This is a genomic window from Streptomyces sp. NPDC057474 (assembly GCF_042802555.1).
GTDB lineage: Bacteria > Actinomycetota > Actinomycetes > Streptomycetales > Streptomycetaceae > Streptomyces.
This window is the reverse complement of the sequence record NZ_JBHVDX010000024.1, coordinates 38,509-63,810: the sequence shown is the minus strand read 5'-3', so window position 1 is coordinate 63,810 and position 25,302 is coordinate 38,509. Positions and strand designations below refer to the sequence as shown.

Genomic DNA, 25,302 nt, shown 5'->3' with positions numbered 1-25,302 from the left:
CCGCCCGCCCTCACGGGTGCATCCGCGCCCCCTTCACCACCTTGTCCACCCCGTTGCGCGGCCCGTACACCGCCAGTCCCACCAGGTCCAACTCCCCCGTCCCCACGGCTCGTACGGCCGCGCGGTTGTCGCGGTCGTTGCCCGTGGAGAAGAGGTCGGACGTGAAGACGGCGCGGGGAAGGGCCCGGGCCAGCGCCCGCGCATGGGCCGCCTTCAGCACCTCCTTCGTGCCCTCGAAGACGAGGACCGGCTGGCGGAACATCGGGAGGTAGGCCGTACCGTCGGCGTCCTCGTACAGGTCGCCGATCACCTCCGGAATGGTCGGGCCGAGGCCGCTGACCAGGAAGGACGTGACGTTGAGGCGCTGCCAGGTCTCCAGGTCGTCGCGGAGGAGGACGGCGATCTTGGTGTCGAAGCGGACAGGGGAGAGCACGTCCACAGGGGTTTCGCCAGAGGTCTCGCTGTTCATGGGATGAGACTGCCGACCGGCGTACGACCCCGTCTTGTACGTTCTTTGCATGCGCCCCCAGCGGCAGCGGTCTCCCCAACCACAGCCGTCCCCCCAACGGCAGCCGTCCCCTCAGCGGCAGCCGTCCCCCCGGCGCGAAGTCTCCGCCTGGCGGCCGCACGTGCCCGGCATCGTCGAGGTGTTCCACGCGCACTACACGGAGTACGCGTACCCGATGCACGTGCACGACGTCTGGACGCTGCTGATCGTCGACGACGGGGCCGTGCGGTACGAGTTGGACCGGCATGAGCACGGGACGCCGAACGACACGGTCTCGTTGTTGCCGCCGTATGTGCCGCACAACGGGGCGCCGGTCACTGAAGAGGGTTTCCGCAAGCGGGTGTTGTACCTGGACCTGGATTCGAGCGCGCTGGACGAGAGTCTCATCGGGGCGGCGGTGGACGAGCCGGACGTCCGGGATCCGCTGCTCCGGCTGCGGGTGGGGCAGTTGCACGCGGCGCTCGCGCGGCCCGGGGACGAGTTGGAGGCGGAGAGCCGGCTGGCTCTCGTCGGGGAGCGGTTGCGAGGGCATCTGCGCAAGCCGGCGGCGGCTTCACCCTTCCAGGCACCCGGCGGTCGTACCGTCGCCCATCGGCTGCGTGAGCTGCTCGACGAGCGGGTCGCGGACGGGGTGACGCTGGCGGAGGCCGCGGGGACGGTGCATGCCCACCCCGCGCATCTCGTACGGGCGTTCGGGGCGGCCTTCGGGATCGCGCCGCATCAGTATCTGATGTCGCGGCGGGTGGAGCGGGCCAGGCGGCTGCTGCTGGACGGGATTCGGCCCAGTGAGGCCGCGGCGGTGGCCGGGTTCTACGACCAGGCGCATCTGACGCGGCACTTCAGGCGGTGGGTGGGTGTCACCCCTGGCCGCTATCGGACGGGCCGGACGGGCGGGCCGCCTCGCGCGTCAGGTGGCTGAACGCGTCCAGATTGCGGGTCGACTCCCCCCGGGACACGCGCCAGGCGTACTCCTTGCGGATCGCGGAGGCGAAGCCCAGTTCGAGGAGGGTGTTGAAGGCTCCGTCGGCCGCTTCCAGGACCTGGCCGAGGAGGCCGTCGATGCCGTCGGGGGTGACCGCGGAGAGGGGCAGCCGGGCCGCGACGTAGACGTCGCCGAGCGGGTCGACGGCGTAACTCACGCCGTACAGCTTGAGGTTGCGCTCCAGGAGCCAGCGGTGGACGCCCGCCTCGTTCTCGTCGGGGTGGCGGATCACGAAGGCGTTGAGGGAGAGGGAGTGCCGGCCGACGATCAGGGAGACGGTCGTCGAGAGTTTGCGGGTGCCGGGGAGCTTCACGACGAAGTTGCCCGGTGCCGGGCTCTCCCACTCCAGCTCGGCCTCGTTGAGGACCTGCTCGATGATCGACGCTTCGTCAGCCATGGGGCGAGCGTACCCGCCGGTACGAGCGGGGCGACGGGTCACCCATGCCGGGTCCGTCCGGGCTTCCGACGGCTCACCCGTAGTGGCCCCGCACCCGGTGGCGTCGGTGATCCTGCATGGCGGCCGTGTACACGTCCGCGGTGGCGGCGGCCGAGGTGTCCCAGCCGAAGGACTCGGCGTGGCGGGCGGCGGCGGCGCCCATGCGGGCGGGCAGGTCGGGAGTGTCGGCGAAATCGCGCAGCACGCGCGCGTAGGCGACGGGATCGTGGCCCTGGACCAGGAAACCGGTCTGCCCGTCCCGCACGGCGACCGGGAGGCCGCCGACCGAGGCCGCCAGCACCGGCGTACCGGCCGCCTGCGCCTCTATGGCGACGAGCCCGAAGGACTCGCTGTACGACGGCATGACCAGCACGGACGCCGCGCGGAACCAGTCCGCGAGCTGCTCCTGCCCGACGGGCGGCCGGAACCGTACGACATCGGCGATCCCGAGCCGCGCGGCCAGCTTCTGCAGGCCCTCCGGCTTGGCGAGGCCGCTGCCGCTCGGCCCGCCGACCACCGGCACGACCATCGTCGACCGCAGCTCGGGGCGCTCGTCGAGGAGGACGGCGACGGCGCGGAGCAGGACGTCGGGGGCCTTGAGGGGCTGGATGCGGCCGGCGAAGAGGGGGATCAGGGCGTCCTGGGGCAGGCCGAGGCGGGCCCTCGCCGCCGCGCGGCCGTCTGCCGGACGGAAGCGGTCGAGGTTCACGCCCGGGTGGACGACGGCGACCTTGGCGGGGTCGGCCTCGTAGTGACGTACGAGTTCGTCGGCCTCCTCGGCCGTGTTGGCGATGAGACGGTCGGCGGCGCGGACGATCTGGGTCTCGCCGATGACGCGGGCGGCGGGCTCGGGGGTGTCGTCGGCGGCGAGCGCCGCGTTCTTGACCTTGGCCATCGTGTGCATGGCGTGCACCAGGGGGACGCCCCAACGTTCGGCGGCGAGCCAGCCGACGTGGCCGGAGAGCCAGTAGTGCGAGTGGACCAGGTCGTAGTAGCCGGGGCGGTGGCCCGCCCACGCCTGCATCACACCGTGCGTGAAGGCGCACAGCTGGGCCGGGAGTTCCTCCTTCGCCAGCCCCTCGTACGGGCCCGCGTCGACGTGCCGGACCAGAACCCCCGGGGCCAGCTCGACCGTCGGGGGCAGGGCGCCGGTCGTGGCCCGGGTGAAGATCTCCACCTCGATGTTCTGCGCGGCCAGCCGCTGCGCCAGCTCCACGATGTAGACGTTCATCCCGCCCGCGTCACCCGTACCGGGCTGATGCAGCGGCGACGTGTGCACCGACAGCATCGCGACCCGACGCGGCTTCCGGTGCAGCCTCAGCCGCGCCGCGCCCGCCGGGGAGCGTCGCCCGAGCCTGCTGACGTAGTGGCTCACGTGGCGTTCCTCCTAGCTCCGGGCATGCCGTTAGGAGGGCATGGGGTCCCTCTAGGCAGGAGGAACACCGGAGGATGCAGTTCCATTTCCCCTTTGCAGAATTATTACCTAATCTCGCTCAACCGTTCGATCGCTTTGCGGTGGGCCGACGCGCCGGACTTTCAGGGGTGCGGGGAACTGCGCGATCAACCACATACGACCTGTAGGAATACGCTCACTACATGGCAAGACCAGTCGGCACCGTGACACGCGGCACCACCAACCCCAACCGCCTACGCCGCATGGACCGCTGGATCGCCGCCACCCACGGCGCCGAACTCCGCCGCGCCGCCACCCCCCTCGCCGTCGACCTCGGCTACGGCGCCACCCCCTGGACCGCTGTCGAGCTGCTGCGACGCCTTCGCACGACAGCGCCCGGCACCCAGGTGGTCGGCATCGAGATCGACCCCGCCAGGGTCGCGGCGGCGCAACCGTACGAGTGCGAGGGCCTGACCTTCCGGCACGGCGGTTTCGAGGTGCCGGTACCGGGCCGCCCGACCCTCATCCGGGCGGCGAACGTACTGCGCCAGTACGACGAGGAGGAGGTCGCCACCGTCTGGGAGCGCCTGTGCGCCCGACTCGAACGGGCCACGCCCTCTTCCTCCGGAGGCCTGCTCGTCGAGGGCACCTGCGACGAGATCGGCCGTCGGCACGTCTGGGTCGCGCTCGGTCCTGAGGGCCCCCGCACGCTCACCTTCGCCACCCGGCTCGGCTCCCTGGACCGCCCCTCCGACCTCGCCGAACGCCTCCCCAAGGCACTCATCCACCGCAACGTCCCCGGCGAACCGGTGCACGCCTTCCTCCGCGACTTCGACCGCGCCTGGGCCGCCGCGGCCCCGTACGCCTCGTACGGCGCCCGCCAGCGCTGGATCCGCACGGTCCGCACCCTGAGCGCGGACTGGCCGGTACGGGACGGGTCGCCGCGCTGGCGGCAGGGCGAAGTCACGGTGGCGTGGGAGGCGTTGGCGCCGAGGGGGTGAGCACTCGCTCCAGCCCGACTGGTGACACAGGGCAACATTCGCGTGACGCACGGGAACGATCCCCTCGGGCCGTTCGTCACACAGACGGGAGCGATGTCACGCAGGTGAGAGCAAGGGGGAAACAAGAGGGAACGGGGAGAAGTGAGTTGTTGCCCGCCTCTGTCGTATTGCGCGACGCCGTGACACGATCACCCGGGCACCGGCAAGTTACTGACGGTTAACCACTTCTGTTTCTATTGGGGTTGGGGGCAAGGGGTATGGGAGCCGGCAAGCGGAGTCTGACCATGGTGGCCGTGTCCGTGGTCTGCGCGATGACCGTGCTGGGCGCACCGGTCACCGCGTACGCGAGCCAGACGAAACCGACCGAGCCGTCCCCGAGCCCGACACCATCCCCTTCGAACACTGCGGGTGCTTCAGGCAGTTCAGGCGCTTCGGGTGGTTCAGGTAGCTCCAGCAGCCCGGACACGGACCCGACCCCCGTGACGAACGAGGAGCTGGAGGCCGTACGCCAAAAGCTGGAGGGCCTCTACCACGATGCGGCGGTCGCCACGGACGCGTACAACGCGGCCGAGGAGAAGGCCGACAGGCAGTCCGACGAAATCGTCGATCTGGCCCACGAGGTCGTCAAGGGCCACGCGAAGCTGGACAAGTTGCAGGATCTCATCGGCGCCGCGGCCCGCGCCCAGTACCGCGGCGGCGGCCTCCCGCCCGAGGTGCAGCTGTGGCTGAGCGAGAACCCCCAGGACTTCCTGGAGGGCGCGGACCGCCTGCGCCAGGGCCAGCTGGCGACCAAGGGCCTGCTCGCCGAAATGAACCAGACCCAGCAGGACTTGGAGCAGTACTCCAAGGACGCCTCCGCCCGCTGGGAGAAGCTCGAGGCCAACCGCAAGGCCAAGGAAAAGGCCAAGCAGAAGATCAAGAAGCAGATCGCCGCCGCCCAGGAGCTGGAAGCGCAGCTGGAGGACGGCGAGCGGGAGCGGCTGGCGCAGTTGGAGGAGGCGGCCGCGCAGGAGTCACAGGCCGCGTGGCTGGACTCCGGCATCCTCGACGAGATCAACGGCAAGGCGTCCCCGCAGGGCAAGAAGGCCGTGAAGTTCGCGACGGACCAGATAGGCAAGTGGTACGAATGGGGCGCCGAGGGCCCCAACACCTACGACTGCTCCGGCCTCACCAGCCAGGCCTGGGCCGCCGCCGGCCTGACGATCCCCCGCACCTCCCAGGAGCAGTGGCGCCAGCTCGAGCACATCGACATCCAGGACATGCGCCCCGGAGACCTCATCATCTACAACTCCGACGCCAGCCACGTGGCCATGTACCTCGGAGACGGCTCCATAGTCCACGCCCCCCGCCCGAACCGTAAGGTGACGATCGCGGGCGCGGGGACGATGCAGATTCTGGGGGTCGTACGACCGGACGCGTGAGCCGGACGCGTGAGCCGGACGCGAGCCGGAGTCGTTTGCCGGAGGGGAGCCGGGGACGCGAGCCGGGGGCGTGAGCCGAGGACGCGAGCCGCTCGCACGAGCAAGACACGTGAGCCGAGGACGTGAGCCGGGGGCTGAGGGTCGCCACCAAGCTGCGCGAGCCTCACCAACTGCGCGAGCCTCACCAGGACTGCGGGTGCCTTACCAAAACTGCGGGGTCCAGGGGGCGCAGCGCCCCTGGCGGGGTCCGGGGCGGAGCCCGGCGGACCCGGGCGCGAGTGGGCAGGGTCGAAGGGGCGGCAGCCCCTGGGGATGGGAAGGGTAAGGGCGGCGGGGGCGAAATCCACCTGGGCCAGCCGAACGAGGACCGCAACCCACCCCCAGGCCCGGCTTCACCCCGGCCTCACCCCAGCCTCCGGCCCGGCACCCGGCACCCGGCACCCGGCACCCGGCACCCGGCAGAACCCGCGTGACCCACCCCACGTGACTCTGACCACCTTCCCCATCGGGCTCAACCTCAGCCGCGTGACATTCGTCATCTCAGGAGAAAGCCCTGCCATGTCCAAGTGCGGTACAGGATGCGGCATATGACGTCGGCCGATTGCCGCCCGGCGCCCCGCCCACCATTCCGTTGCGGCGGCGCCTGACGCTAAGGTCCCCGTCGGTGGGTCGAGGTCCCTCGCCCCGTCGTGCCCTCGGGGGGAGGGAAGGAACCCAAGACGATGCCCGTACCCGTACCGCGGCAGAGAGCGATCCCGGCCGTGGAGAGTGGTCAGGCGCACGCCGTGTCCGCGCCCAGCGGCCCGTCCGGAGAGGGGGCGGCCCTGAACGCCTCGGCCCTGGCCCCTGCAGACAACCGCACAAACCCGGCCGGCCAGACGGGCCCCACCGGCCCCGGCACCATGAGCCCGGCAGGCCTCACCGGACCGGCCGCCCAGCCGGGCCCCACCAACCTGACGGTGCTCCTCATCGAGGACGACCCGGCGGGTTCCCTCAACGTGCCCGAGTTGCTCGACTCCACGGGCAAGCCGATCCGCGTCCGCACCGCCCGCAACCTCACCGAGGCCCAGCGGCTGCTGACCGACGACGTCAACTGCATCCTCCTGGACCTGGCCCTTCCGGCCCCCGCCCGCCCCACCGACGCGGACACCGAAGCGGCCGACCGGCCCGACGACGAACTCTCCGTCCTCAAACACGTCCTGGAACTGGCTCCCCGCCACGCCGTACTGGCCCTCACCGACTCGGGAGACACAGAACGCGGCACGGAGGCGGTACGGGTCGGCGCACAGGACTACCTCTTCCGGGACGAACTGGACGGCCGCCTCCTGAGCCGCGCGATCCGCTACGCGGTGGAGCGGAAGCGTTCGGACACGGCCGAGCGCCGGCTCACGGAGTCCAAGCTGCGCGCCCAGGAGAACGCCCGCCTGGAGCGCGGCCTGCTGCCGACGCCCCTCCTGGAGGGCTCGTCCCTGAGGTTCGCCGCCCGCTACCGCCCGGGCCGTTCCCGCGCTCTGCTCGGCGGCGACTTCTACGACACCGTCCGCACCCCAGACGGCACCGTGCATGTCATGATCGGCGATGTCTGCGGGCACGGCCCCGACGAGGCGGCGCTCGGTGTGGAGCTGCGGATCGCCTGGCGGGCCCTGACGTTCGCGGGGCTGTGCGGCGACGAACTGCTGTCCACGCTCCAGCGCGTCCTGGAGCACGAGCGCGAGAGCGACGAGATCTTCGCGACGCTCTGCACGGTCGACATCGCTCCCGACGGCCGCCGCGCGGGACTCTGCCTCGCCGGTCACCCGTCACCGCTGATCGCCCGCCACGGCCGCGGCGGCCGGATCACCCCGCCGGCCGAGCTGCTGCCGTACGACAACGGCGGCCCGGCCCTCGGGCTGCTCCCGAACGCCCGCTGGCCGCGCACCCAGATCGAACTGGGCGCCGCCTGGAGTCTGATGCTCTACACCGACGGCCTGATAGAGGGCCGGATCGGCCAGGGCAAGGAACGGCTGGGCCAGGACGGCATGGTGGAGATGGTCCGCCGCCAGCTCGCCGAGGGCCTGCGCGGCGAGGACCTGCTGCGCGCCGCCGTGAACGAGGTCCGCGACCTCAACGGCGGCGAACTGACCGACGACGTGGCCGTCCTCCTGCTGGACCGAGAAGGCTGACACCTCACCGAGGGGACTGACCGGGGAGCCGGGCCCCGGCTCACTCCACCCGTTCGGCCTCGGTCGAGGTCACCGACCGCCGTTGTACGGCCCGTACGGACCGTCGCTGCTGGAGCCGCGGCGGCCGCCACCCCCACCGCCGGAGACCTGCTTGACCGCGGGCCGCACATCCACGATGTACACGATGCTGGCGATGGCGCCGATGATCGGCAGGAACGACAGGAAATGGAACAGATAGCTCACGACGAGGGCGATCCCGAGGATGACCAGCCAGAACACCTTGGACTGCTTGTCCGCCGCGCGGAACGCGTCCTCACGCCGGAACGCCGCGTCGAACAGCCCGAACGCGGCGAGAGCCATCAGGACGATCTTCAGAAGTCCCAGGAACCCCGCGAAGCCCGTCATCAGCATGCCGCCCACACCGCCCGTTCCGTTCGCTCTTCCGACTGCCGGCCGGTGTCCCGCACCGATACCGACTCCTACGCGGCCACCGTACCCGTAGAACGGGCCGGCCACCCCAAAGGTGCCCGGCCCGTCTCCGTACCACGAGGTACCACACGGGTACCTCTCGCTCTGTCGCCGACTTCTCCGTCGGCTATGTCGCCCACTCGGCAGCGCGCCCTGCCGCTTACTTGGCGGGCGGGGTGGTCTTCTTCGCGGCCGTCGGCTTCCGCACCGGAGCCTTCTTCGGCTCGGTCTTCTTGGCGGCGGGGGCGGGGGCGGGCGCGGCCTGGGTCGGGACCGGCTTCGCGGCCGCCGGCTCGTCCTTGACGTCGACCGGCTGGGACTTCGGCTCGACGGCGATCGCGAGCTCCTCGATCTCCTCCGCGGCCTCGCCACGCCAGGTCTTCACGGCCTGCTCACCGTGCTCGGCGACCTTCTCGTAGGTCTCCCGGGCCTTCACCGCGTACTCGGCGGCGACGCCGACGCTGCGCAGCGCGAGGTCCTGAGCGGTCTCACCGAGCTTCTTCAGGTCGGTGTCGAGGGTGCCGATGAGCTCGGTGACCTTGGTCTGAAGGTTCTCCTGGGTCTCCTTGACCCGGGCGGTCGCCTTCTCCTGGACGGCCTTCGGGTCGGCCTGGCGTACGGCGTCGATCCTGGCCGGCGCCTCGGCGCGCAGCTGTTCGACGATGCCGGGGACCTTCTTGGCCTGCTGGAGGGCGAGGTCGGCGGTGCCGGCGGCGAAGTAGAACGGCGTCGGGTCGGTGACGGCCTTGCGGATGTCGTCGGTGATGGCCATGGTGATGGTCCTCCGGGTTGCTTTCAGCTGAGGGTTTGTGTCGTTCCGGTCCGCGTGCGAAGGCTCCGTCGAATCGCCCGAGCCGGCCGCGTCATCGAGATCGTGCAGGTCGTCGAAGCCGTCGAAGTCATCAACTCGCCGTCTGCCGCGGACCGGCATCGCCGTCGTCGGCCGTACGAGGGCCGGGGGCCGAGGGTTCCTCGGCTTCCGTCGCCACGCCGACGCCGAAGTCGATCTCGAACCCGTTCTCCTTGCGGAAGGACTCGTAGATCTGGAGCAGCACCTGCTTCTGCCGCTCGTTCAGCGTGGGATCGGCGAGGATGACGGCGCGCGTCTCCACCTCGTCGCGATCCCGCTCGGCGTCGAGAATGCCGGCTCGCACATACAGCGTCTCGGCGGAGATACGCAGCGCCTTGGCGACCTGCTGCAGCACCTCCGCGCTCGGCTTGCGCAGCCCGCGCTCGATCTGGCTCAGATACGGATTGGACACCCCGGCGGCGTCGGCGAGCTGCCTGAGCGACAGCTGCGCGTTTCGCCGCTGTTCACGCAGGTACTCACCGAGATTGCCGACGTTGAGCGTTGCCATGCCTCCACCATGCCCCACCCCCGCTAACTTTTGCAAGCACCCGCTTGCAAAAGTGCGCTAGACCACTTGTGACTGAGATGTGACTCGCAGCGATAACTGTCCTGTCTCTGCGATATGTAGGCAGTCCCGCTCTTCTGTAGGCATGTGCGGTTGGGTCCCGGTCATGTGTAGGCAAGTTCCGGAGGTTTCCGGTCTTGTGTAGGTACGGCGGTCACGGCGCTTCTACGGTCGTAATGGCTGGTCGGCGTCGTACCGGAGGCCCGGGTGGATGTGCGCGAGGTGTCGGCGGAGGACGTTGAGCTGGAGTACGTCAGCGCGACTGGGGTCCGCGAGCGGGGGTCTTTGGGACGTCTGTGGCCGGTGCGGTTCGAGTCGGTACGGCCCGAGCGCCGGTTCCCGGCTTTCCGAGGCCAGGGCAACTGGTGCGGCTGGTACTGGTCGGCGACCTGCGGCGGGCATGTGGGCTATGAGTCGTGGCTGGAGCGCGACCGCCTGATGCTGCTCGACTTCGATCCGCTGGTGACGGGCATGGCTTCGCAGCCGTTCCGGCTGTCATGGGCCGGTGCGGGTGGGAAGCGGGTCCGGCATACGCCGGACTTCTTCGTCCGCCGCGCCGACGGCACGGGCCTGGTGGTGGACGTGCGTCCGGACGAGCGGATCGAGCCGGATGACGCGACGAAGTTCGCCGTGACGGCGGTGGCTTGCCGGGCGGTGGGCTGGGACTTCCAACGGGTGGGGATGCCGGAGGCGGTGCAGATGGCGAACGTGCGGTGGCTGGCCGGCTACCGGCATCCGCGAGTGCACCGCTCGGAGGTCGCTGCCCGTCTGGTGGAGGTGTTCGCCGACGGCGGCGATCTGCTGGCCGGGGCCCGGCGGGTGGGGGATCAGATCGCGGTGCTGCCGGTGCTGTTCCACCTGCTCTGGCGCCGGGTTCTGGCCGTGGATCTGGAGGCCGGCCTGTTGTCGGCTCACTCGCGTGTCCGGCTCGGCATGGCGGGGGAAGGGGGCGGGGATGCCGTCGCGTCCGCGGCTGCTGCGAGCGGGTGATGTGGTCCGGTTCGACGGACGTGTGCACACGGTGGCCGCGCTGGAGGGGACCGCTGTCCGGCTGGTCGACGAGGCACAGTCGGCGAGCGTGGTGATGCTGGCCCATCTGTTGTCCTCCACCGGCTTCGAGGTGGTCACCCCCGCCTCGGTGCGGGCGGTGGTCCCGGCCGCCGGGGTGCTGGAGGGGCTTCCGGCGCAGGCAGTCGAGCGGGCCGAGTGGTGGCAGCGGCACCTGGTGGAGATGCTCACGGGCCGTCCGCTGGACGATCCGCAGGGCCCGGTGCGGGCCGAATACGACCCTTCGGTGAAATCGCTGCGGCAGCGGGAGCTGACCAAGGCTGCCGAACTGGCTGCGGCCGGGCATGCCACGTCTCTGGCGCTGATCCAGAGGATGAGGCGCCGCTTCGAGAACGAAGGAGTGCTGGGCCTGGTCGACCCGCGGCTGCGGGCCGCCCCGGACGGCACGGGCCGCGCCGACCGGCGGGTGGTCGAGGCCCTGCGCAGGGTCGTGGACGAGCAGACGGGCAGGTCCACGGTCTCCGCGCAGGTGCTGCGACGTCGGATGGAACGCGAGTTGGAGGCTGAGCACGGGCCCGGGGTGGTGCCGTTGCCGTCGCGCACGGCGTTCTACCGGCTGCTGAAGGCGGTCAGCTCTGGGCGGCACACCCTGGGCTCGGCCCGCACCCGCCGCTCGTTGGCCAAGCAGCCGGACGGCATGTTCGGCCAGCTGACCGCGGCCCGGCCGGGCGAGGTGATGGAGATCGACTCGACTCCGCTGGATGTGCTGGTCGTTCACGACGACGGCACGGTGGACACCGTCGAGCTGACGGGAATCGTGGACATCGCGACCCGCACGCTGGCCGCGGCGGTGCTGCGGCCGTCGACGAAGGCGGTGGACGCCGCACTGCTGCTGGCCCGGGCGATGACACCGGAGCCGATGCGGCCGGGCTGGGCAGACGCGCTGCGGATGTCCCGCTCGGTGCTGCCGCACGCATCGCTCATGGCGCTGGACGAACGGCTGGCCCACGCCGCGGCGATTCCGGTGATCACGCCGGAGACGATCGTCTGCGACCGGGGCAAGGCCTACATCTCCGACACTTTCCGCTCGGCCTGCCAGGCACTGGGCATCTCCTTCCAGCCCGCCCACCCCGACACCCCGACCGACAAGCCGCATATCGAGACGACGCTGGGCTCGGTGGCCACGATGTTCGTCCAGCACCTTCCCGGCTACAAGGGACGCAGCACCGAACATCGCGGCACCGATCCGGCCGCAGAAGCGGTCTGGACGATCCACCGGCTCCAGGATTTGTTGCAGGAGTGGATCGTGCATTGGCAGAACCGTCCGCACGACGGTCTGCGGGACCCACTGATGCCCGGCAAGGCGCTGAGTCCGAACGAGAAGTACGCCGCTCTGGTCGCGGCGGCCGGGCACGTCCCGGTCGCGCTCAGCCCGGACGAGTACGTCGAGCTGCTGCCCCGCTGCCGGCGGAGGATCAACTCCTACGGCATCCGTCTGGGCCACCGCACCTACGACAGTGCGGAGTTGAACCCCTTCCGCCGTCAGCCGTCCGGTGCCGGCCAGGACGAGCGGGGTTGGGAGGTCCACTACGACCCCTATGACATCTCCCGCGTCTGGGTACGCAACCACCGCGAAGGCGGCTGGATCACCGCCGTCTGGCGGCACCTTCGCACCGCCCCGACGCCGATGGGCGAACTGGCCTGGGACCACGCCCGCCGCATCCTTGCCCAGCGAGGCACCGACCCGGCGCACGAGGACGAGATCGCCGAGGCCGCCGTCGCTCTGCTGGACCGCGCCGCCGACGGCCCGGAGGAGAAACCCGCGAAGGCGTCTCGCGCATCGCGCCGGGGCCGCAAGGTTGCCGCCCGGACCCGGGCCACCGCCGAACCTTCCTGGCCCCGGCCCGACGAGCCGGCCGAAGAGCCCGCCGCCGAGCCTGTGGAGACGGACGAGGACGAACTCGCCGACGTGATCCCGCTGGAGATCTTCGACGCACGAAAGGAGGCCGAACGGTGGTGGTGAACACGCCGGAGCCGGAAGGCGAGGACGGGCTGGAGCCCGTCGAGGACCGCACGGACCCGTCCACGCGCCTGGAGGGCTGGCGCCGGTTCGTCGAAGAGGACCCGGCCGTCTTCCACCTGCTGCCAGAGCAGCAGTGGCAGGCGCTGAGCCCGCCGACGCGGGACGCCTACGACGAGGCCCGCATCGCTTACCACTCCGAACTGCAGGTCGTGCGCACGTCCACGGTCAAGGAGATCGCCCACCAAGGGCGACTGCTGACCCTGCTCAACCAGCGTGAGCACGGCGCCCGCCGCGGGCTCATCGTCTCCGGGGAGTGGACCACCGGGAAGACCACCGCGCTCAAGCAACTCGGCCGCCTGCACGAACTGCGCGTCCGACAGCGCTACCCGGGAAGCCAGCGCATCCCGGTCGTCTACATCACCGCCCCGCCCAAGGGGTCCCCGCGCAAACTCGCCCTGGAGTTCGCTCGTTTCCTCGGCCTGCCCGTGATCGGCCCGAGGCACAACACCATCGACGTGACCAGCGCCGTCTGCCAGGTGCTCATCGAGGCCCGCACGGACCTGGTCCTGGTCGACGAGATCCACCTGCTCAACCACGCCACCATCGCCGGGGAAGACCTCTCCGACCACCTGAAGTACTTCACCGAGCACCTGCCCGCGACGTTCGTCTATGCCGGCATCAACGTCGAACAATCGGGGCTGTTCACCGGGATCCGCGGCAAGCAGCTTGCCGGCCGCTGCGTCCTCATCCGCACCGGCCCTTTCCCTCTCAACGCCGAGTGGCGGTCCCTGATCGCCTCGATGGAGAACACCCTCCGTCTCCACCGGCATGAGCCGAACACCCTGGTGAAGATGGCGAAACACCTGCACCAGCGCACCGGCGGCATGATCGGAAGCCTCTCCCACCTGATCCGGGCGGCGGCGATCTCCGCGATCCTGGACGGAACCGAGCGCATCACCCGGACGACGATCAAGAACATCCGCATCGACCACAGCAGCGAGTCCTCCACCCGCGGACGCACCGCCTCTCTGCCCCGCACTGGCTGACCATGACGTTCCACCCGGCACTCATCCGCCCTCTGCCCATCACGCTGCCGCCCTTCCCCGGCGAGTGCGAATCGTCCTACTGGAACCGCCTGGCCCTGGCGAACCACGTCCCCCTGGCCCGCCTGCGCTCTCCCTCACGCTGGCTGGACTCCCGCCTCACCAGCCTCGACACTCTCTGCGTCCTCAGCGGCCAGCCTCGGAAAACCCTGGCCGGAGCGATCCCCGACCTCCGCACGGACGACGCCTCACCCACGACGGAAAACCACGTCCCGGCCCCCGACCACACGCTTCGCTGGGCCTGCCGCCGTTGCGTCGTCACCCGCACCGGTTCGACGCTGCCCGCCCAGGTCTGGGCCTCCATCCACAACGAAGTCTGCATCCGCCACAACCTCTGGATCGGCAAGAACGTCCTCGCCCCCGAACAGCAGCTTGACCTGTCCCGAACCCCTGACGTCATTCGCGCTCAACGCCACTACTGGCGACTCCGACAGCGATACGGCCCGACCCTCATCGACGCGTGCTACGTCGCCACTGGCAAGCTCTGGAGCGGTCTGGCCCACCGCCACTACCAGCTCACCCACCGCGCCGAACTCCTCCACGACCTGGTCGTGGTCAAGGCACCCACCGTCGAACCGGACAAAAAGGCCCCATGGCTGGAAGCCGCTGGATACCCCGAACACATCACGCTGATCAGCCTGTTCGCATCAGACCATTGGAGGCGATCAATCCTCAGCGACGACCTCCTCGTCGTCATCCGGGCCATCGCCGAATTCCACCGCCGCTTTCCGCTGCAGGCGCCCCTGCGAGGCACCAGCCGCACCTGGCTCAGCACCACCATCGAGGCCACAGCCAGACAGATCGAAGCCCTCCTGAACCCTTGATCTTGCTCCGAAGATCGTTCTGTTGGAGGCTGAGGCATGCAGAATCTGCCGACATTCGTTTTCGTTCATGGGGCCTTCGCGAATTCGTTCTCGTTCGCGCCGCTACAGGCCGAGCTCGCCTTACTCGGGCACCGCTCGGTCGCGGTCGACCTTCCGGGGCACGGATTCGAGGCGACCTTCCCCGCGACCTACCAGGCTCCCCAGGATCTCGACGCCCTCGCCGCAGAACCGGGAAGCATCAAGGGAATCACGCTCGCCGACAACGCCGCCCGCGTGACCGAAGCCCTCGAACGGGCCAAGCGGAACGGGCCCACCATCCTCGTCGCCCACAGCAGGGGCGGCATCACGACCACCGCCGTCGCCAACGCCCGGCCCGAGCTGATCGACCGGATCGCTTACGTCTCCGCCTGGTGCCCCATCGATCTGGACGTGAGCGACTACTACGCCCAGCCGGAGATGGCGGACGTCGACGCGGGAGCCTTCGCTGCCACACTCGTCGGGAACCCGGCCGAACTCGGTCTGCTCCGGACCAACTTCCGCACCGCCGACCCGGCAGCGCTCGCCGCGTTCAAGCGAGCGTTCGCCGCCGACCTCACCAATGACGAGTTCCGGACCTTCCTGAACACCTTCCAGCCCGATGAGAACCTAGATGTCGGTACGTCTACCGACCGGGCACAGGCCACGACCTGGGGCCGGATTCCCAAGACCTATGTACGCCTGGCCAACGATGCCAGCCTTCCGCTCGCCGTGCAGGACCGCATGATTCGCGAAGCCGACGCGCTCACACCCGACAACCCCTTCGACGTCCGGACACTCGAGGGGAGCCACCTGCGCTGGCTCGTCCACCCGAAGCCCGCCGCCGAGCTGCTCGCAAACCTCGCAGCCCGCTGACACACCCCCCGAGGCAGCTGCCTACGGTTGAGTGGGACGAGCGGGCTCCTCCCGTCCCGCTCAACCGTAGGCACCGCAGGTCAGAGGCCCACCATGCCCACAGTTATCTGGGACAGGACAATAACTGTCACTTCGCATTGTCGAGGGCGACCGGCAGCTCCGGGGCCGGGGCGTCCGGAGCAGCGGCCGTGTACTCGGACAGGAGGTCGGCGACGGCGGTTCGGATGGCGCCGCGGCTGACGTCGTGGTCGCGGGCGAGGGCGGCGATGGCGTGGCCTTCCAGATGCGCGGTGCGCACGGCGTCCACCTTCCCCGCCACTACGGCCGGGCGGCGGCCGCCCTTGTTGCGCTTGGCCTCGGCCGCCCTCAGCCCGTCGTAAGTCAGCTCGCGCTGGAGGTCACGCTGGAGCTCCCCGGCGGCGGCGAGGGTCTGCACCATGAACTTCACGGTGGACAGCAGCTCCCCGGTGCCGCGGACACCGCTGTTGGCGATTCCCCGAGTCAACACAGAGGTGCGGCTCGTCCGGTGCGGCACGCGTCAACGCAGGTTCGAGTCAGCCGATGGAGGAGATGCCGCCCTCGCGGGCGTCGAGTAGCTCGTCCCAGTGCTCGGCCGCCCATTGGCACGCGGCGGCCAGCGGCTCCAGCGTGCTGCGGCCTAGCGGTGTCAGCGCGTACTCCACCCGCAGTTTCGGGTCGGCGTGCACGGTGCGTGACACGAACCCGTTCCGCTCCAAGCCGCGGAGCGACTGGGTGAGCGCCTTCGGGGTGACGCGACTCAGTGGTACGCGGAGTTCGGAGTATCTGCGCGGGCCGTCGTCCAGGCAGCGGAGGACCATGGATGCCCATTTGTCACCGAAGCGGAAAGGCAGCAGCGAGGACGGGCACAGCTCGTCGAACAAGTCGGGTGGCAGCGGTGGCCGTTGCGTCATTGAGGGTCTCCCGTCGCAGGTCTTGGTATCCAGCTGGTTACCGACCTTCTGGATATCTTCCGGAGCGTCGACTCAACGGGAGGTATTCCGACGATGGGCAGGATCGTGGTTGTCGGGGCGGGTGGTTGCCCGACCGCTCGACAACCTCACCGATCCGCACCCGTCCTCCTCTGGCCGGAAGGCAGTCGGCTTGCCGCACCTCAAGTCAACGTCAGATTTGCAGTAACGGGCGTCGAATGAACACCATCATTTCGACCTATAAAGGTAAGGCAGGACATTATGCGTGCAGCCCACTTCCATGAATACGGCGGAGCGGAGAGCCTGGTGATCGAGCAGGCCCCCGACCCCCACCCCGGACTTGGTGAGATCCGTGTCCGCGTCGCGGCGGCCAGTGTCAATCCCATCGACTGGAAGCTGCGCGCCGGCACCCTGCACCAGCTGATTCCCCTGGAGCTACCCGCCATCCCCGGGCGCGACGCCGCCGGCGTGGTCGACGAAATCGGTGACGGAGTGCAGGGGGTGAGCATCGGCGACCGCGTCTTCGGGCTGGGCGGTGTCACCGGCGCAACCGCAGAGCTGGTCATCCTCTCAGCCTGGGCCCACGCCCCCGACACGTGGAACGATGAGCAGGCCGCGGGCGCCGGCCTCGCATCCGTGACCGCGATGCGTGGCCTGAACGCGCTCGGCTCCCTGGCGGGGCGCACCCTTCTCGTCGAGGGCGCCGCCGGAGGCGTGGGCGGCGCGGCAGTCGAGATCGCTGTGGCACAAGGTGCCATCGTGATCGGGACAGCCAGCGAACGCAACCACGAGTTCCTCACCTCTCTCGGCGCCGTTCCCACCACCTACGGCCCCGGCCTCGCGCAGCGCCTCTCCGCTCTCGCTCCGCACGGCGTCGACATCGCGCTCGACACCGCGGCCTCCGGATCCCTGGACGACCTCGTCGCGATCACGGGCGACCCGACACGCGTCGCGACGGTCGCCGACCACGCAGGCGGGCAGCGCCTGGGCACGCATGTGGTCAACGCGGAGAACGACTCCCCCCTCCTGTCCGCGGCCGCGGAACTGGGCCGGCAAGGCCGCTACACACCCCGTATCGAACAGACCTACCCCCTGGAGCGGATCGCCGACGCCCACGCGCACGCCGAGCGCGGACGCACACGCGGAAAGATCGTGATCTGCATCTGAAGCGGGGGCACGGCGCAGATGCGCCAGTCCGCCAAGCGATGGGTGCACGGTGACCTGCACCCCGCGAACGTCGTCGTCGCGGACGGCACACTGGCAGGCGTCGTCGACTTCGGCGCACTCTTCGCTGGCGACCCGGCCTGGGATCTTGCGGCCGCCTGGCTGCTGCTCCCCCGTTCGTCCCACTCAACCGTAAGCACCGCAGGTCAGAGCACCACCATGCCCACGGTTACCTGGGAGGAGACTGAGCGTGCCGACTGAGCACGCCAACTGAGCGCTCTAGTGGATCCCCGGTTCCGGCTCCCGGTCACGGCTACCGGCCCCCGACGCCTCCACGAGCACCTCCCCGGCCGCCGTCCGCGTGTACAGCACCGACCGCCCGGCCCGCCGCCGCTCCACCAGCCCCGCGTCCAGCAGCACCCGCAGATGCCGGCCCACCGATCCCAGCCCCTGCCCGGTCACGGCGACCAGCTGAGTCGTGCTCATGGGAGTCCCGAGCAGCGCCAGTAATCCGGCCCGCGCGGTCCCCATGAGCGCGCCGAGCCCGGCCGGGACGGGCCGCCGGTCGTGGTCCTCGGCGAGCACCCCGAGACACGGGTAGACGACGGCGTACCGCTCCCGTCCCTCCCACGACACCCACCCGGTCCTCGGCGTCACCGGCATGAACAGCAGCTCGGCCCCGGCGGCGATCTCCCGCGGCGGATACGCGTTCAGGTTGACCTGGAACCGGCTCTCCCCGAGCCACCGCGTCCCCGGCCGCAGCGAGTCCAGCACGGCCGCCCAGCCGCCCCGGCTCACCCGCGCGGTCCGCGCGACCACGTCGGCCTCCAGGACGCGCCGCCGACGCGCCCAGTACGGCCGTACGGTCTCCTCCCAGACGTACGTCAGGAGCGCGGTCGCCCGCTCGGGCAGGTCGTCCCGCTCCAGGGCGGCGGGGAGGCAGCCCCGGAGGGACACACGGAGGTTGGCGCGCGCCTCCTCGGCCCCGGCCGCCCGCACCCGGGCCACGGTCTTCTCGAAGCTCTCCCCGACGCACGAGGTGGGGCAGAAGAAGTCGGCGATCCAGGACGTGCCGAGTGCCGCCCGCACGAGCGGCGCGGCCACCGGGTCGGCCGCGAGGCGCGCGCGGTAGCCGGGCAGGTGCGCGCGCAGCCAGGCATCCTCGCCCGGATGGGCACCGGTCCCCGCGTGCAGCAGTTTCAGGCTCGCGAAGGTCTCGGCGAACGGCGAGAGCTCGAACCGGCTGCGGGCGAGGGTGTCGGTGTCGATCTGCCATAAGCCCATGCGTACGACCTTTCGTGTGACGGCGAAACAATAAACACGGCCCCGGACCGCTCCGAGACTTCGACGCATGCGCAGCTACCGCTCCCTGTTCCGCACCCCTGAGTTCACCCCGTACCTGCTCTCCTTCGCCGCTTTCGCCGCGGCCCAGACGATCGGCGGCCTGGCCCTCGGCACGCTGGTCTTCCGGGCCACCGGCTCCCCGTTCCTGTCGGCGGTGAGCATGTTCGGCCCGCAGCTGGCGCAGTTGCTGGGGGGCGCGTTCCTGCTCTCCGGCGCCGACCGTCTGCCCCCGCGCGCGGCCCTGACCGGCCTCGCCCTCGCCTTCGCGGCCGGCACGGCGGTGCTGGCGCTGCCCGGCCTGCCGGTCTGGGCGGTCTTCGCCGTCCTGCTCCTGCAGGGCCTGGTCGCGTCGCTGGGCGGAGGAGTGCGCGGGGGACTGCTGAACGAGATCCTGTCCAAGGACGGCTATGTCCTGGGCCGTTCGGTCTCCAACATGCTCTGGGCCCTGACGCAGGTGGTCGGTTTCGCGACAGGCGGCGCGCTGCTGACGCTCCTGTCCCCACGGACCTGTCTGCTCCTCGCGGCGGCGCTGTTCGTCATGTCGGCCCTCGTCACCTGCCTGGGCCTCACGGCCCGACCACCGCGCTCCTCCGGCCGCCCGTCCGTCTCGGCGACCTGGCGCACCAACGCCCTTCTGTGGTCCTCGCGCCCCCGCCGCCTGACGTACCTGGGCCTGTGGGTCCCCAACGGCCTGGTGGTCGGCGGCGATTCGCTCTACGTCTCCTACGCCCCCGGAGCCGCCGGCACGCTGTACGCGTGCGGGGCGCTGGGCATGTTCGCGGGCGACATGGCGGTGGGCCGCCTGGTACCGCCCGCGTTGCGCCCCCGTCTCGCGACCCCGCTGCGCCTGCTGCTGGCGGTCCCCTACCTGTTCTTCGTCCTACGGCCGGGAGTGGCGCTGTCGGCCGTGGCCGTCACCGTCGCCTCCGTCGGCTTCGCCGCGAGCCTGGTCCTCCAGGAACGCCTGATGTCCCTCACCCCCGACGACCTCGCGGGCCAGGCCCTCGGCCTGCACGCCACCGGCATGGCCGCCATGCAGGGCGTCGGCGCCGTCCTCGCGGGCACCCTGGCCCAACTGACCTCCCCGGCCACGGCGATGACGCTGATGGCGGCCGGATCGGTCACCGTCACCCTGACCCTCGCGACGCTGGGCAGGCACGAGGAACGACAGCCGGCCGTCCCCGGTACGCGTCCGGGCGCCCGGCCGGAACCCGCCGCCACGGACCAGTGACGTGAGGCCGAGATCCTTGGGCAGCATGCGGCGAAACCAGCTCGGTGGCGATGGAGGACAGGGTCATGGAGGACAGGGTCTTGGTCCTGCGCCAGTACCGACTGACGTGACGGAGGTTCTCCGGGCGGACCCCATGGGCGGCTTCGCGGGGGCTTCGGCTCCAGTGGTCGTCGGGCGACAGGAGCGGCGACTTGCGTTCGGCCTGGGCGCGGATCTCGACGTGCGATGCGTGAGCGGTGACGCGGAACGCCTCCTCGTACGAGGCCAGGGCCGCGCTCATCGCCCCACCGGCGAGGCCCCGGCGGGGAAGACGCGCCGCCAGCCACACGAAGAGGCCCAGGACCGCGGCGAAGCCGCCCACCGAGATCAGGAACGGTGAGAACGCATCCATGGCCATGCGCCTACTGACCGGACCACATCTGCGGGGTTCGGCCGGCGCGGCGGCAGCAGAGGGGCGACAGCAGCAGAAGGCAGCAGAAGGCAGAAGGGCGGGGGGAAGCGGAAGGCAGCGGAGGCGGACAGGCGGGAGAAGCGGAAAGGCGGTGGACAAAGATCGTGTGAGCGGCAGACTTGCCTCATGACCGCCGCCGCTTCGGACGCCAAGGCCGACCTCCGCTTCTATCTGCAGTCCGCCCGCGATGCCCTGCTGTGGAAGCTCGAAGGGCTGTCGGAGTACGACGCCCGCCGACCGCTGACGCCGACCGGCACCAACCTCCTGGGGCTGATGAAGCACGCGGCCAGTGTCGAACTGGGCTATCTCGGCGACACCTTCGGACGGCCGTCGGGCGAGCCGCTGCCCTGGCTCGCCAGTGACGCCGAGCCCAACGCGGACATGTGGGCCACCGCCGACGAGTCCCGCGAGAACATCGTGGGCCTCTACCGCCGGGCCTGGGCACACGCGGACGCGACCATCGACGCGGTGGCGCTGGACACGGTCGGACGGGTGCCGTGGTGGCCCGACGGCAAGGACGAGGTGACGTTGCACCACGCCGTCGTCCGCGTGATCGCCGACACCCACCGGCACGCCGGGCACGCCGACATCCTCCGGGAACTCATCGACGGCGCGGTCGGCATGAACGAGGGCAACACGAGCATCCCGTCGAGCGACCCGGCGTGGTGGGAGGACTATCGCGCGCGGCTGGAACGCGCGGCCAAGGAAGCCGACCGAAAGGCGTGACCCGGCCGGCTGAAAGGCGTGACCCGGCCGACCGAGAAGGCGTGCTTTTCCTGGCCGCAGTCCCGCCGACCAAATGCGCCGGAATTTCGGCCGAATACGCATTGCCCGGCCCCGCCCCCTCCCGTTACCGTTGACCGCATGACTGCCGGGTCGGCCTCGCGCCGTGAGTGGATTGGTTGCCCGGCCTCCGAGTGAGGTCGGGGTGGGCCAGGGGCCCGCCTGCTGAAGTTCCGCGCGCCGAACACCGTTCCCTTCCTTCCGTGTTCCTCCGGTGTCCCTTCGGTGTTCCTTTCGCGCGCGTCGAACTCTCCCGTCGCACCGCAACGCGACGCACTTCAACGCACATTCCGTCGACGCCCATTCCGTCGGCAACGTGCTGACGCGCGCGCTGCGGAAATCACCCCTGCCCGAATTCCGCGACAACCCTTGTCGCCATCGCCATCCATGGAAAGCAGAGAATGCCCAACCCCTTCAACCAGCAAGTCATCGACGAGTTCCGTGCCCATCACGGCGAGGTCGGCGGTTATTTCGAGGGCGCCCGTCTGATCCTCCTGACCACCACCGGCGCCCGTACCGGCAACCGGCACACCACTCCTCTCGGCTACCTCCCGGACGGCGACGGCACGATCCTGGTCATCGCGTCCGCCGGAGGATCGCCCAAGCACCCCGACTGGTACCGGAACATCACGGCCGACCCCCGTGTCACCGTGGAGAGCGGGGCGTTCACCTACGAGGCCGAAGCCGTCGTACTGGTCGGTGATGAGCGGGACAGGGCGTTCGCGCGGGCGGTCGAGGGCGAGCCGGGATGGGCCGAGTACCAGGCGAAGACGGACCGTACGATCCCGGTCGTCGCCCTGCGCGAGGTCCCCGTGGCCGGCCCGCCGAACGTCAACGCCGGTTCCATGGGCGAGGCCCTCAAGGTCGTCCATGACGCCTTCCGCCGCGAACTCGCCCTGATCAAGAAGGAGTTGACCGCGAGCGGCGGCAGGGCCGACCTCGGTGCCCAACTCCGCGTCAACTGCCTCGCCTTCTGCCAGGGCCTGCACAACCACCACACCGGCGAGGACGTCGGTCTGTTCCCCTTCCTCGGCGAACGCCACCCCGAGCTGGCCCCGGCCCTCACCCGCCTCCACGAGGAGCACGAGCGCATCGCCGCCCTTGTCGAGGACCTGCGCCGGGTGGTGACGGCCGAGAACGCCGACCCCGTCGCCGTACTCCCCGAGGTGGAGCGCCTCATCGCCGAACTCGAAGCCCATCTCACGTACGAGGAGGAGCAGTTGATCCCGGTGCTGGATGCCGTGACGGTGCCGACGAATTCCTGAGCGATGGGTGGGTGGGTGGAGGGGCGCGGAAGCAGGCGCGCGAGCCCTCCTGAACAACCGGTGAGCGGCGCGCGAGCCCCCTGGGGGGAGGGAGATCGGGCTCGTGTTCGGCCGCTCACCGGCGCCCGCTCACCGTAGCCACGGGCTCGATCACCAAGGTGCCGGTACGGTCATGACTCCGCCGCCTTCCGGTAACGCGGCCTGCCGCCACACCCGTCGCACGCGTCAGCACGGCGGCCCAAGCCCGCACCCTTCTTCCTTCATCCTTCACCACGGCAACGCCCGCGCGTGCACCACGTCCAGTCGCGACACCGCCCGCGTGAGCACGACATACAGCCGGTGCAGCCCCCGCCCCTCGGCCGCCGCGATCGCGGCCGGCTCGACGACCACGACCTGGTCGTACTCAAGCCCCTTCGCCACGCCCGCACCCAACACCGCGACCCGCGAACGGAGTTCGTCCGGCCCGCCCGTCACGACACCGGCCTCGCCGAGCGCCTCCCGCAGCCGTACGACCTCCGCGTCGGCCGCGATGACCCCGATGGACCCCTCCCGGGCGAGCGCGTCCCGCACGGCGGCGACGGTCTCGGCGACGACACCCCCGCCCCCTGCCGCCTCCCCGTCGACCCTCCTGATCCGCAACTCCCCGTCCCTCCGCAGGGACCGAGCGGCCGGCACCTCCACCCCCAGACGCCCCAGCAACCCGTTCGCCAGTCCTACGACGGCCTGCGGCACCCGGAATCCGGTGGTGAGAGGGACGACGTGGGCGTCCGGCTTGCCCAGGTCGGCGAGGAGTCCGGGCCAGTCGCGGGCGGCCCAGGGGGTCGTCCCCTGCGCCAGGTCGCCCAGGACGGTCACCGAGCCGTAGGCCGCGCGGCGGGCGATCGCGCGGCACTCCATCGGGGAGAGGTCCTGGGCCTCGTCGACGACGACATGGCCGTAACCGTCGGGGTGCGCGAGGAGCCCCGCGACCTCGTCGAGGAGGACGAGATCGGCGGCCGACCAGCGGGCCGACCGCCAGGTACGCGGGGGCTTCGCCCAGGAGACGGCCTTCCGCTCGTCCGTATCGAGCAGCCCCTCAGCCGCGACGGCAAGCGCGTCCGGGTCCCCGAGCAGCCGCGCCAGCACCTCCTCCGGCCGGGCCTTCGGCCATACGGCGTCGAGGTACGCGCCGACGGGCCGCGACCGCGAGATCCGGTACAGCCACGCGTTCGGGCGCGGCCCGGCCCGCCGCTCCGCCTGCTCCTGCAGCAGCCGCACGACCCGCGCCCGGACGCGCTCCCGCCCGATGTCGTAGGGCAGCTCCTCCGCCCGTACGTCCGCCACGATCCGGCGCAGCTCGTCACCGGACACCCGCCAGCGATACGACCCCTCCGACAGGACAAGGGAGTTGAACCGCTCCCCGGGTCCGCCGCCGCCCGCGACGCCGGAGTACAGGGCCCGGCGGAGCACCCCCGCCATCCGGGGGTCGTGCTTCACGACCGCCGCCCGCTCGTCGTCCTCCGCCGTGACCGGGTGCCGGGCGATCTCGTCCGTGACCGTCGACTGGCGTACACCCGTCTCGCCCAGCGCCGGCAGGACCTCCGCGATGTACGAGAGGAAGGTGCGGTTCGGGCCGAGGATCAACAGTCCGCCGCGGCGGATGCGCTGGGGGTAGGTATAGAGGAGGTACGCGGCGCGGTGCAGCCCGACGGCCGTCTTGCCGGTGCCCGGGGCGCCCTGCACACAGACGGAGGTGGTGAGATCCGCCCGCACCAGGTCGTCCTGCTCCGGCTGGATGGTGGCGGCGATGTCCCGCATGGGGCCGAGACGGGGGCGCTCGATCTCGGCGGCGAGAAGGCGTCCTGGGCTGCCCGAGAAGGCGGGTTCCGGGTCGTCCGAGGCTCTACGACGGTCCAGGTGCTCGTCCTCGAGGCCCGTGAGGTCGGCCGATTCGCCTCGGCTCCCCGGCGCCCACCCGAAGCGACGCCGGACGGCGACACCGCGGGGATCACGGGAACTCGCCTGGTAGAAGGCCCGGGACACCGGCGCCCGCCAGTCCACGACGAGGGGCGGAACGGCCGGATGCTCACTGATCCGCAGCCGCCCGACGTGATAGCTCTGCCCGGCGTGATAGCTCTGCCCGGCCTGATCGACATTCGCGTGATCGTCGAAGTCGAGCCGCCCGAAGAACAACGGCCCCTCCGGCAGCTCACGCATCTCCTTGGCATGGCTGCGCAGGCGGTACCCGAGCACCTCCGCGTCGGCCCCCGACGCGGAGACGTCCTCACCGACGACGACCTGCTCCCCCGCCCCCTCGACCATGGCGGCGAGGGCTGCGCGGCAGGTGTCGTGGTACGCGCGTTCGTGGACGAGAGCGTCCCGGAGAGCAGGGTCGGCGGCGGGTTCGAGAGGCGTCATTCCGCCGAGCGTACCGAAAAAAACGCAACCCGGTTAAATTTCTTACCGAGCCTCACGGATCGAGAACGAACGTCGCCTCCTC

At 70.6% G+C, this 25,302-nt stretch carries 23 protein-coding genes and 1 pseudogene; 14 read left to right on the top strand and 10 right to left on the bottom strand.

Going from position 1 to position 25,302, the window contains the following annotated elements; translation table 11 throughout:
- Positions 1-10: 10 nt before the first annotated feature.
- Positions 11-469 carry a DUF2000 family protein gene (locus tag ACFU53_RS09985; RefSeq protein ID WP_383988478.1) on the bottom strand — a complete coding sequence of 153 codons (459 nt, stop codon included), beginning with the start codon at positions 467-469 and terminating at the stop codon, positions 11-13.
- Between the two features lie 49 nt (positions 470-518).
- Here ACFU53_RS09985 and ACFU53_RS09980 point away from each other — a divergent pair, with 49 nt between their 5' ends.
- Positions 519-1,427 (top strand): AraC family transcriptional regulator, encoded by a 909-nt coding sequence (locus tag ACFU53_RS09980; RefSeq protein WP_383988475.1) that lies wholly within the window; start codon positions 519-521, stop codon positions 1,425-1,427.
- Here ACFU53_RS09980 and ACFU53_RS09975 read toward each other — a convergent pair.
- Together ACFU53_RS09975 and mshA are read right to left on the bottom strand one after the other, a co-directional pair.
- Complete coding sequence (locus tag ACFU53_RS09975; RefSeq protein WP_383988472.1) at positions 1,366-1,887, bottom strand: YbjN domain-containing protein; 522 nt, start codon at positions 1,885-1,887, stop codon at positions 1,366-1,368. The two genes, ACFU53_RS09980 and ACFU53_RS09975, sit on opposite strands and share 62 nt — an antisense overlap.
- A gap of 73 nt (positions 1,888-1,960) precedes the next feature.
- Positions 1,961-3,301 (bottom strand): D-inositol-3-phosphate glycosyltransferase, encoded by a 1,341-nt coding sequence (gene mshA / locus ACFU53_RS09970; protein ID WP_383988469.1) that lies wholly within the window; start codon positions 3,299-3,301, stop codon positions 1,961-1,963.
- A gap of 221 nt (positions 3,302-3,522) precedes the next feature.
- On the opposite strand from mshA, the gene ACFU53_RS09965 reads away from it, so the two are divergent.
- The 3 genes from ACFU53_RS09965 (at position 3,523) to ACFU53_RS09955 (ending at position 7,903) form a co-directional block, all read left to right on the top strand.
- Positions 3,523-4,320, top strand: a complete 798-nt coding sequence (locus ACFU53_RS09965; RefSeq protein WP_383988466.1) for a class I SAM-dependent methyltransferase — start codon at positions 3,523-3,525, stop codon at positions 4,318-4,320.
- Positions 4,321-4,577: 257 nt separating this feature from the next.
- Positions 4,578-5,741, top strand: coding sequence for an NlpC/P60 family protein (locus ACFU53_RS09960; protein ID WP_383988463.1), 1,164 nt, complete (start codon positions 4,578-4,580; stop codon positions 5,739-5,741).
- A 722-nt stretch (positions 5,742-6,463) separates the two neighbouring features.
- Positions 6,464-7,903, top strand: a complete 1,440-nt coding sequence (locus ACFU53_RS09955; protein ID WP_383988460.1) for a SpoIIE family protein phosphatase — start codon at positions 6,464-6,466, stop codon at positions 7,901-7,903.
- A 69-nt stretch (positions 7,904-7,972) separates the two neighbouring features.
- Here ACFU53_RS09955 and ACFU53_RS09950 read toward each other — a convergent pair whose 3' ends face one another.
- The 3 genes from ACFU53_RS09950 to ACFU53_RS09940 all read right to left on the bottom strand — a co-directional run bounded on the left by ACFU53_RS09950 (position 7,973) and on the right by ACFU53_RS09940 (position 9,729).
- Positions 7,973-8,314 (bottom strand): DUF2516 family protein, encoded by a 342-nt coding sequence (locus ACFU53_RS09950; RefSeq protein WP_383988457.1) that lies wholly within the window; start codon positions 8,312-8,314, stop codon positions 7,973-7,975.
- A gap of 217 nt (positions 8,315-8,531) precedes the next feature.
- Positions 8,532-9,143: a hypothetical protein gene (locus ACFU53_RS09945; RefSeq protein WP_383988454.1), complete on the bottom strand. Its 612-nt coding sequence runs from the start codon at positions 9,141-9,143 to the stop codon at positions 8,532-8,534.
- A 130-nt stretch (positions 9,144-9,273) separates the two neighbouring features.
- The gene (locus tag ACFU53_RS09940; RefSeq protein ID WP_383988451.1) at positions 9,274-9,729 is read right to left on the bottom strand and encodes a helix-turn-helix domain-containing protein; all 456 of its coding nucleotides are present in this window, start codon (positions 9,727-9,729) and stop codon (positions 9,274-9,276) included.
- 264 nt (positions 9,730-9,993) lie between these two features.
- On the opposite strand from ACFU53_RS09940, the gene ACFU53_RS09935 reads away from it, so the two are divergent.
- Genes ACFU53_RS09935 through ACFU53_RS09915 form a run of 5 tightly spaced genes read left to right on the top strand, consistent with a single transcriptional unit; the run spans position 9,994 to position 15,635 of the window.
- Positions 9,994-10,776, top strand: a complete 783-nt coding sequence (locus ACFU53_RS09935) for a TnsA-like heteromeric transposase endonuclease subunit (RefSeq protein WP_383988448.1) — start codon at positions 9,994-9,996, stop codon at positions 10,774-10,776.
- Complete coding sequence (locus ACFU53_RS09930) at positions 10,742-12,817, top strand: Mu transposase C-terminal domain-containing protein (RefSeq protein WP_383988445.1); 2,076 nt, start codon at positions 10,742-10,744, stop codon at positions 12,815-12,817. The genes ACFU53_RS09935 and ACFU53_RS09930 overlap by 35 nt, the downstream gene beginning before the upstream one ends.
- Positions 12,808-13,863 (top strand): TniB family NTP-binding protein, encoded by a 1,056-nt coding sequence (locus tag ACFU53_RS09925; RefSeq protein ID WP_383988442.1) that lies wholly within the window; start codon positions 12,808-12,810, stop codon positions 13,861-13,863. Before ACFU53_RS09930 ends, ACFU53_RS09925 begins: the two co-directional genes overlap by 10 nt.
- Positions 13,864-13,865: 2 nt before the next feature.
- Positions 13,866-14,744, top strand: coding sequence for a hypothetical protein (locus tag ACFU53_RS09920; RefSeq protein ID WP_383988439.1), 879 nt, complete (start codon positions 13,866-13,868; stop codon positions 14,742-14,744).
- 36 nt (positions 14,745-14,780) lie between these two features.
- Positions 14,781-15,635, top strand: coding sequence for an alpha/beta fold hydrolase (locus ACFU53_RS09915; protein WP_383988436.1), 855 nt, complete (start codon positions 14,781-14,783; stop codon positions 15,633-15,635).
- A gap of 127 nt (positions 15,636-15,762) precedes the next feature.
- Here ACFU53_RS09915 and ACFU53_RS09910 read toward each other — a convergent pair whose 3' ends face one another.
- On the bottom strand, positions 15,763-16,143 hold the full coding sequence (locus tag ACFU53_RS09910; protein ID WP_383988433.1) for a hypothetical protein: 381 nt from the start codon (positions 16,141-16,143) through the stop codon (positions 15,763-15,765).
- Between the two features lie 46 nt (positions 16,144-16,189).
- Entirely contained in the window at positions 16,190-16,567 is a 378-nt protein-coding gene (locus ACFU53_RS09905) for a winged helix-turn-helix transcriptional regulator (protein WP_371661552.1), read from the bottom strand.
- 279 nt (positions 16,568-16,846) lie between these two features.
- Here ACFU53_RS09905 and ACFU53_RS09900 point away from each other — a divergent pair, with 279 nt between their 5' ends.
- Together ACFU53_RS09900 and ACFU53_RS09895 are read left to right on the top strand one after the other, a co-directional pair.
- Positions 16,847-17,752: an NADP-dependent oxidoreductase gene (locus ACFU53_RS09900; RefSeq protein WP_383988430.1), complete on the top strand. Its 906-nt coding sequence runs from the start codon at positions 16,847-16,849 to the stop codon at positions 17,750-17,752.
- Positions 17,753-17,788: 36 nt separating this feature from the next.
- A pseudogene (locus ACFU53_RS09895) lies at positions 17,789-17,938 on the top strand (phosphotransferase); the annotation flags it as partial.
- A 90-nt stretch (positions 17,939-18,028) separates the two neighbouring features.
- On the opposite strand, the gene ACFU53_RS09890 reads toward ACFU53_RS09895, so the two are convergent.
- Positions 18,029-19,033, bottom strand: a complete 1,005-nt coding sequence (locus ACFU53_RS09890; RefSeq protein ID WP_383988428.1) for an ArsR/SmtB family transcription factor — start codon at positions 19,031-19,033, stop codon at positions 18,029-18,031.
- A 67-nt stretch (positions 19,034-19,100) separates the two neighbouring features.
- Between ACFU53_RS09890 and ACFU53_RS09885 the strand changes: the two genes are divergently transcribed.
- From ACFU53_RS09885 to ACFU53_RS09875, 3 genes are all read left to right on the top strand, one after another.
- Complete coding sequence (locus ACFU53_RS09885) at positions 19,101-20,324, top strand: MFS transporter (protein ID WP_383988425.1); 1,224 nt, start codon at positions 19,101-19,103, stop codon at positions 20,322-20,324.
- A gap of 577 nt (positions 20,325-20,901) precedes the next feature.
- The gene (locus tag ACFU53_RS09880) at positions 20,902-21,501 is read left to right on the top strand and encodes a DinB family protein (RefSeq protein WP_383988422.1); all 600 of its coding nucleotides are present in this window, start codon (positions 20,902-20,904) and stop codon (positions 21,499-21,501) included.
- A 458-nt stretch (positions 21,502-21,959) separates the two neighbouring features.
- Complete coding sequence (locus ACFU53_RS09875) at positions 21,960-22,823, top strand: nitroreductase/quinone reductase family protein (protein WP_383988419.1); 864 nt, start codon at positions 21,960-21,962, stop codon at positions 22,821-22,823.
- Positions 22,824-23,090: 267 nt separating this feature from the next.
- On the opposite strand, the gene ACFU53_RS09870 is transcribed toward ACFU53_RS09875, so the two are convergent.
- The gene (locus tag ACFU53_RS09870) at positions 23,091-25,220 is read right to left on the bottom strand and encodes a HelD family protein (RefSeq protein WP_383988416.1); all 2,130 of its coding nucleotides are present in this window, start codon (positions 25,218-25,220) and stop codon (positions 23,091-23,093) included.
- Positions 25,221-25,302: the final 82 nt, after the last annotated feature.

Bases quoted from the DNA above. Each gene is read 5' to 3' on its own strand.
- ACFU53_RS09985 (WP_383988478.1), bottom strand. From the start codon at position 469: ATGAACAGCGAGACCTCTGGCGAAACCCCTGTGGACGTGCTCTCCCCT.
- ACFU53_RS09980 (WP_383988475.1), top strand. From the start codon at position 519: ATGCGCCCCCAGCGGCAGCGGTCTCCCCAACCACAGCCGTCCCCCCAA.
- ACFU53_RS09975 (WP_383988472.1), bottom strand. From the start codon at position 1,887: ATGGCTGACGAAGCGTCGATCATCGAGCAGGTCCTCAACGAGGCCGAG.
- ACFU53_RS09965 (WP_383988466.1), top strand. From the start codon at position 3,523: ATGGCAAGACCAGTCGGCACCGTGACACGCGGCACCACCAACCCCAAC.
- ACFU53_RS09960 (WP_383988463.1), top strand. From the start codon at position 4,578: ATGGGAGCCGGCAAGCGGAGTCTGACCATGGTGGCCGTGTCCGTGGTC.
- ACFU53_RS09955 (WP_383988460.1), top strand. From the start codon at position 6,464: ATGCCCGTACCCGTACCGCGGCAGAGAGCGATCCCGGCCGTGGAGAGT.
- ACFU53_RS09950 (WP_383988457.1), bottom strand. From the start codon at position 8,314: ATGCTGATGACGGGCTTCGCGGGGTTCCTGGGACTTCTGAAGATCGTC.
- ACFU53_RS09945 (WP_383988454.1), bottom strand. From the start codon at position 9,143: ATGGCCATCACCGACGACATCCGCAAGGCCGTCACCGACCCGACGCCG.
- ACFU53_RS09940 (WP_383988451.1), bottom strand. From the start codon at position 9,729: ATGGCAACGCTCAACGTCGGCAATCTCGGTGAGTACCTGCGTGAACAG.
- ACFU53_RS09930 (WP_383988445.1), top strand. From the start codon at position 10,742: ATGCCGTCGCGTCCGCGGCTGCTGCGAGCGGGTGATGTGGTCCGGTTC.
- ACFU53_RS09920 (WP_383988439.1), top strand. From the start codon at position 13,866: ATGACGTTCCACCCGGCACTCATCCGCCCTCTGCCCATCACGCTGCCG.
- ACFU53_RS09915 (WP_383988436.1), top strand. From the start codon at position 14,781: ATGCAGAATCTGCCGACATTCGTTTTCGTTCATGGGGCCTTCGCGAAT.
- ACFU53_RS09905 (WP_371661552.1), bottom strand. From the start codon at position 16,567: ATGACGCAACGGCCACCGCTGCCACCCGACTTGTTCGACGAGCTGTGC.
- ACFU53_RS09900 (WP_383988430.1), top strand. From the start codon at position 16,847: ATGCGTGCAGCCCACTTCCATGAATACGGCGGAGCGGAGAGCCTGGTG.
- ACFU53_RS09890 (WP_383988428.1), bottom strand. From the start codon at position 19,033: ATGGGCTTATGGCAGATCGACACCGACACCCTCGCCCGCAGCCGGTTC.
- ACFU53_RS09885 (WP_383988425.1), top strand. From the start codon at position 19,101: ATGCGCAGCTACCGCTCCCTGTTCCGCACCCCTGAGTTCACCCCGTAC.
- ACFU53_RS09880 (WP_383988422.1), top strand. From the start codon at position 20,902: ATGACCGCCGCCGCTTCGGACGCCAAGGCCGACCTCCGCTTCTATCTG.
- ACFU53_RS09875 (WP_383988419.1), top strand. From the start codon at position 21,960: ATGCCCAACCCCTTCAACCAGCAAGTCATCGACGAGTTCCGTGCCCAT.
- ACFU53_RS09870 (WP_383988416.1), bottom strand. From the start codon at position 25,220: ATGACGCCTCTCGAACCCGCCGCCGACCCTGCTCTCCGGGACGCTCTC.